Annotated in this window: 6 protein-coding genes; 5 read left to right on the forward strand and 1 reads right to left on the reverse strand. The window is 54.4% G+C overall.

The features are described from left to right. Positions 1-28 precede the first annotated feature (28 nt). The 5 genes from JUE30_RS05645 (at position 29) to JUE30_RS05665 (ending at position 4,883) form a co-directional block, all read left to right on the forward strand. Positions 29-475 carry a DUF1934 domain-containing protein gene (locus tag JUE30_RS05645; protein ID WP_203624001.1) on the forward strand — a complete coding sequence of 149 codons (447 nt, stop codon included), beginning with the start codon at positions 29-31 and terminating at the stop codon, positions 473-475. A gap of 50 nt (positions 476-525) precedes the next feature. Beyond that, positions 526-1,146, forward strand: coding sequence for a DNA-directed RNA polymerase subunit delta (rpoE, locus tag JUE30_RS05650; RefSeq protein WP_304599158.1), 621 nt, complete (start codon positions 526-528; stop codon positions 1,144-1,146). A gap of 230 nt (positions 1,147-1,376) precedes the next feature. Beyond that, positions 1,377-2,975 carry a CTP synthase gene (locus JUE30_RS05655; protein WP_203624003.1) on the forward strand — a complete coding sequence of 533 codons (1,599 nt, stop codon included), beginning with the start codon at positions 1,377-1,379 and terminating at the stop codon, positions 2,973-2,975. 262 nt (positions 2,976-3,237) lie between these two features. Then, a complete protein-coding gene (locus JUE30_RS05660) occupies positions 3,238-4,536 on the forward strand; it encodes a UDP-N-acetylglucosamine 1-carboxyvinyltransferase (protein ID WP_203624004.1) in 1,299 nt (432 codons plus the stop codon). A 95-nt stretch (positions 4,537-4,631) separates the two neighbouring features. Next, positions 4,632-4,883, forward strand: coding sequence for a type B 50S ribosomal protein L31 (locus JUE30_RS05665; RefSeq protein WP_203624005.1), 252 nt, complete (start codon positions 4,632-4,634; stop codon positions 4,881-4,883). 130 nt (positions 4,884-5,013) lie between these two features. Here the strand turns inward: JUE30_RS05665 and JUE30_RS05670 are convergent, their stop codons facing one another. Then, entirely contained in the window at positions 5,014-6,030 is a 1,017-nt protein-coding gene (locus JUE30_RS05670) for a tyrosine-type recombinase/integrase (protein ID WP_239061365.1), read from the reverse strand. Positions 6,031-6,363 lie beyond the last annotated feature (333 nt).

Genomic DNA, 6,363 nt, shown 5'->3' on the forward strand with positions numbered 1-6,363 from the left:
TAATAGGCAAGAAAGGATGATGGCTGCCATGGATTTAGCACACGGCGTTGACGTACAGGTGCACCTTGAAACGTTTGTCACCCAAGAAGGCGAAACCGAGCGGCACGTGTTTGACGAGCCCGGCACGGTGGTGCAGATGGGGGACACGCTTTACGTGCGCTATCGCGAGATCAACGAGGAAGAACACACCAATTACCCGGTGACGCTGAAGCTGCGCGGAGATGGCTCGGTGCAGCTGTCGCGCGGCGGCAGTGATGACGACACGCACCTGCGACTGCACTTTGCAGATAACCGGCGCATCCTGACGCGCTACCGCACCCCGTACGGCGTGATTCCGGTCGAGACCATCACCCCACGGCTGGACGTGCGGCTGACGACGGCGCCGCTGACCGGCGAAATCTACATCGAATACGAGCTGCTGGCGAACGGCCAACACCTGGGAAATTACCGGTTGCGATTGCTTTTTAGCGTTTGAGCGCGTATGATTCAGAATAGACTGTATTAACCAGAAAGGGCGTGTACCGGTTGAAACTTGATGTATTTGCCGATGCGAACAAATCGGAATTGTCCATGATCGAGGTGGCGCGCGCCATTCTCGAGGAAAAAGGCGACACGATGGGTTTTGCTGACATTGTCAACGAAATCCAGACATATCTTGGCAAGAGTGATTCTGAAATCCGCGGTCGCTTGTCGCAGTTCTACACCGACCTCAACGAAGATGGCAGTTTCATCTCGCTGGGCGATAATGTGTGGGGCCTGCGCGCTTGGTACCCGTACGAATCCGTTGACGAAGAGGTCAACCACCCAGAAGACGAGGAAGACACCCCGCGCCGCAAGAAGCGCAAGAAGGTCAATGCCTTCTTGGCCGACGCCGCTGATGACGATGACGTGATCGATTACAACGACGATGATCCGGAAGACGATGATTTCGATGCCGATGACGACACAGAAGACGTTGCGGATGACTTCGACGATACGGACACCGATGACACCGACGACGAGGATGATTCCTTGCCAGACGGGATCGAAGGCCAGCTGGCCGAATTTTCCGATGACGACACTGACACGGATGATGAAGAGGACACCGACACGCCAGACTTTTCCGGCGACGCCGCGGATTCTGACGATTCAGACGATGATGAGTAACCTGATTTGCTAACGCCGGTAACGGCGTTTTTTTTCGCCGCGGGCAAGTCCTTGACACGGACCCCACTTCCCGGTACTATATTGCTTGGGCGCCCTGCAGAAATGCCAGGGCCAGACGCTTGCAAGCTCCCTGTTCATCTTGAATAGGGAGCTTGTTTTTGTTTTTTCTTGCTGCCGCACTCGGCTGCGCTGTTGCAGCCGGCCTCAAAAAATCATAAAGGAGTCTTCTCATGACCAAGTATATTTTTGTTACCGGTGGGGTCGTTTCGTCGCTGGGTAAAGGGATCGTGGCCGCCAGTTTGGGCCGGCTGCTCAAGAATCGCGGCCTCAAGGTGACGATTCAAAAGTTCGATCCGTACATCAACGTCGATCCGGGAACCATGAACCCATACCAGCACGGGGAAGTGTTCGTCACCGATGACGGCACAGAAACCGACCTCGACCTTGGCCACTACGAACGCTTCATCGATATCAACCTGAACAAGTACAGCAACGTCACCACCGGCAAGATCTACTCTGAAGTACTCAACCGCGAGCGCCACGGCGAGTATCTTGGCGCGACGGTGCAAGTGATCCCGCACATCACCAACATGATCAAGGAGAAAATCATGCGCGCGGCAACGCACACCGACTCCGACGTGATCATCACGGAAATCGGCGGCACGGTCGGCGACATCGAGTCCCAGCCGTTTTTGGAAGCCATTCGCCAGATGAAAAAGGACGTCGGCCCGGAGAATGTGTACTACATTCATGCGACCCTGATCCCGTATCTGCGCGCCGCTGGTGAAATGAAGACCAAGCCGACCCAGCACAGTGTCAAGGAACTGCGCAATGTCGGCATTCAGCCGGACATGCTGGTTCTGCGCACCGAAAAGCCGGTCACCGATTCAATGAAGAAGAAGATCGCGCTGTTTACTGACGTGCCGGTCGAGTCCATCATCGAATCCCGCGACGCCAAGATCCTGTACCAAGTGCCGCTGGCCATGCAGGCGCAGGGCATGGATCAGCGCGTCGTGGACCACTTTGGCTTTGACACGCCGCAGGCCGACATGACCGAATGGCAGGGTATGGTCGACCGCATTGGCAGCCTGAAGGACACGGTGCGCATTGCGCTGGTTGGCAAGTATATTGAGCTGAAGGACGCCTATATTTCCGTCACTGAGGCTCTAAAATCCGCCGGCTACTTCTGGAACGCCAACATTGATCTGGTCAAGTTTCAGGCGGACGACATTACCGAAGACAACGTTAAGGAGAAGCTGGAAGGCTTCGACGGCATTCTGGTGCCCGGCGGGTTCGGTGACCGCGGCCTGGAAGGCATGATCACCAGCATCAAGTACGCGCGTGAAAATGACGTGCCGTTCTTCGGCATTTGCCTGGGTATGCAGATGGCCTCCATTGAGTTTGCCCGCGACATGGCCGGCATCACGGACGCCTTCACCACCGAGGTCGACAAGGACGTCAAAGATCCCGTGATCGACATCATGCAGGACAAGAAGGACCTGGAAAACCTTGGCGGTACTCTGCGCCTGGGATTGTACCCGTGCGTGCTGAAGCCGGGTTCGGTCGCTGCGGCCGCCTACGACAACGTGCCGGAGATTCAAAAGCGTCACCGTCATCGCTACGAGTTCAACACCAAGTATCGCGCAGCGCTTGAAGCCAAGGGCTTGGTGTTCTCCGGCACTAGCCCGGACAACCGCCTGATGGAGATCATCGAGTACCCGAAAAATAAGTTCTTCGTGGCACCGCAGTACCATCCGGAATTCCAGTCACGTCCGGACAAGCCGGAAGGTCTGTTCAAGGCGTTTATCAAAGCCGCCGGCAACTACTAAGCCTAAGGCCTTCAGTGCCAGCCCAATCGGCTGGCACTTTTTTGCTTTGACTGCCAGCTTAATTTTCGTGAAAGCCGCGTCAGACTGGTCATTTCGGGTTGTGTTTTGCGCTGCAGTTCATTAGAATATAACGGTGAATGCGATTTTTATCACGCATCATCCTACCAGTATTCGTAACTAATTGAAGCAATTATTCGAGGCCAGCTTCAGCCTACCTGACCGCCTAAGGGCGCTGTGCTCGTATTAGTGAGGAAAAGACTAAATGAAAAATATGCTGATCCACGGAGGCAAAAAGCTTTCCGGCACCGTTGTGATCGGCGGGGCAAAGAATAGTACCGTGGCCTTGATTCCGGCTGCGATCTTGTCCCGCACCCCGGTCACCCTAGAATCGGTGCCGGTGATCCAAGATGTGACCAACCTGATGGCAATTTTAGACGAAATGAACGTGTCCTCGACGTTTGCCGACTGCGTGCTGCGCATCGACCCATCGCACATTCAAAATGTGCCGCTGCCAAGCGGTAAAATCAAAAGCCTGCGGGCCTCGTACTACTTTATGGGTGCGCTGCTCGGCCGCTTCGGCCGCGCAGTTGTCGGCCTGCCCGGCGGCGATGACATCGGGCCGCGGCCCATTGATCAGCACATCAAGGGCTTCGAGGCCCTTGGCGCCACGGTGACCAATGATCACGGCGCCATTTCCATCACGGCGCCCAAGGAAGGCCTGCACGGCGCCCGCATTTTCTTTGATATTTCCTCGGTGGGGGCGACCATCAACGTGATCCTGGCAGCCGTCACGGCCCATGGCCACACGGTGATCGAAAACGCGGCCAAGGAGCCGGAAATCATCGACCTGGCCACGTACTTGAATAACATGGGCGCCGTAATTCGCGGCGCCGGCACCGACACCATCCGGATCGAAGGCGTTGCGCAGCTGGCAGCGCATAATGCCCACACCATCATTCCCGACCGCATCGAGGCCGGCACATACCTGGCCATGGCCGCTGCAGTGGGCGATGGGGTCAACGTCAAAAACATCATCTCGGAGCACCTGGACGCCTTTTTGGCGAAGCTTGAGGAAATGGGCGTGGTGATGGACGTTGGCGAGGATAGCATCTTCGTCTATCCGTCCGGTGATTTGAAAATGGTGCAGGTCAAGACACTGCCGTACCCAGGCTTTGCCACGGATCTGCAGCAGCCGATCACGCCGCTGATGCTCAAGGCGCACGGCGAAGGCATCATCATTGACACCTTGTACCCCAAACGGGTGCGGCACATTCCTGAACTCGTGCGAATGGGCGCGGACATCACCATCGAAAATGATGTGATCATCGTCCACCACGCCGATCACTTAGAGGGCTGCGAAGTGGCGGCCGAGGAGATTCGCGCGGGCGCGTGTCTGATGATCGCCGGTCTGATGGCAGAAGGCGACACCACCATCACCAAGGCGGAGAACATTTTGCGCGGGTACGATCGCGTCATCATGAAGCTGCGCAATCTGGGCGCCGACGTCGAGTTGATCGACGAAGCCGCGCCCGCCGAGGAGGCACTGCGGGCTGAAAACTGATTGCACATTTTTCGCCTGCATGATAAAATGCTAAAGTTGTGTATCACAAGTAATCTCTAGGTCAGGCAATGGCTTAGGGCAAAGGAGAAGATATTATGAAGCAAGGTATCCACCCAGATTATCACCCAGTTGTGTTCCTGGACTCCTCGACCGGCTACAAGTTCCTGTCCGGCTCAACGAAGAAGTCTTCTGAAACCATCGAATGGGAAGACGGTAACACGTACCCATTGGTCCGCGTTGAAATTTCTTCCGATTCTCACCCGTTCTACACGGGTAAGCAGAAGTTCAGCAAGGCTGACGGCCGTGTTGATCGCTTCAACAAGAAGTACGGGCTTACCAGCAAATAAAGACCACTTTGTCACATTGCGGCCACGAACCGCGGCGTGACGAGAATCTTAAAAGTTGGTTTTCGTACAAATTCATCAAAACGGGTGCGATCTGTACGAGAATTTGGCTCAATATGGGGACGTTTGGAATTCAGTTTGAATTCTGAGCGTCTTTTTGTTTTTCTAGTCTTGCGGAATTCAGCCGATCTAGGAAGCGTTGGTGGGTGACCGTTGTTATTATATCCGGTGTGTTCACGTAAGTTCGCGTGGTTGAAACATTGGAATGGGTGAGCGCACTGGAGATGTCTTCCATCGACGCACCGCCTTGTCGTGCTAGGGTACTGAACGTGTGCCGCATCTTGTGTGGATGCAGGTAGACCAATTCAGGGTGCCGCCGATTGACTGACTTGATCCGTGCGTTGAGGTAATCAGAGTAAAGCGGCTGGTTGCGAACACCCTCACGAGTGACGTAGGTGAACAGCCACTGCTCACCATCTTGCTCTACTCCGATTGCTTCGAGCTGCTTGGCTTGTTCTGCCTTCCAGTCGGCCAGTAGATATAGAATATCCTGTGGCAGGGTGATAATGCTTTGCTTGTGTCCCTTGGTGTCCTTCGCGTCGCGGTTACCATCGAGTGACTGAACCAGATACAACTTGCCAGCTTCCAGATCAATGTGCTTCCACTGTAAAGCGTAGGATTCGCTCTTACGGTCGCCTAGGTGCAACGTTAGCAGGAACAGGGTGTAATCGGCTAGAGATAGCTTACCGCGCTCATAGTCCTCTTTTGTGGCTTGTAGCCAGTCCAGAAGTTGCTCTGCGGTCAGGAACTCACCTTTCTTCACTCGCTCCTTCTTGAGCTTGTCCTTGTGTGGTTGCCCGACAAGGCGGAGGGACTTGCCTACGCGGTCATATTCGATGTAGTCGAGGATCTCGGCGACTTCAAACATTTGGCGCACATACGCCTTAACCGTTTTGATATTAGCGAAGTGCTCTGACTTCTCCTTGAGCCGATCGACGACGAACTCTTTGTTGGAGTTCAGGTAGGTCATGGAATAGGAGCCGAACATTGGCAGTAGGTGGTTCTTGAACAACCCACGCTGGTATTCGACAGTAGCCTTCGTTGGGACAACCGGTGCCCGACCAGTGGAACCGGTCAAATACAGTGGCATGAAGACATCTTTATAGAACGTCTTGAACAGAATCTTACCTTTAAGCTCAAGAGAACGGGCATTACCGTTCTTTTGGGCTCCTTTAATTTTCTTGTTGATCTCACGCTCCTTTGCGACTGCTGCTTGTTTGGTCGAGATGGTTTCCCGAAAACGGGTCTGTCCGGCGACGCCCATGAGTTCACGAACGGCTTTCGGATCCCCAGTTTACAATTCAAGTGCAACACCTTAGCGACTAGACCAAAAAGGCCATGAAGACCTATTCTTGTTAGTGCAACCAGACAAGAAAGCAGGAATCTTCATGACCCACTCTCAGATTAACACTCACAAGCACTA

The sequence above is a fragment of the Lacticaseibacillus sp. 866-1 genome, assembly GCF_016861825.1.
GTDB lineage: Bacteria > Bacillota > Bacilli > Lactobacillales > Lactobacillaceae > Lacticaseibacillus.

Excerpts from the sequence above, each read along its gene's own strand:
- JUE30_RS05665 (WP_203624005.1), top strand. The coding sequence starts at position 4,632 with ATGAAGCAAGGTATCCACCCAGATTATCACCCAGTTGTGTTCCTGGAC.
- JUE30_RS05670 (WP_239061365.1), bottom strand. The coding sequence starts at position 6,030 with ATGCCACTGTATTTGACCGGTTCCACTGGTCGGGCACCGGTTGTCCCA.
- JUE30_RS05660 (WP_203624004.1), top strand. The coding sequence starts at position 3,238 with ATGAAAAATATGCTGATCCACGGAGGCAAAAAGCTTTCCGGCACCGTT.
- JUE30_RS05645 (WP_203624001.1), top strand. The coding sequence starts at position 29 with ATGGATTTAGCACACGGCGTTGACGTACAGGTGCACCTTGAAACGTTT.
- JUE30_RS05655 (WP_203624003.1), top strand. The coding sequence starts at position 1,377 with ATGACCAAGTATATTTTTGTTACCGGTGGGGTCGTTTCGTCGCTGGGT.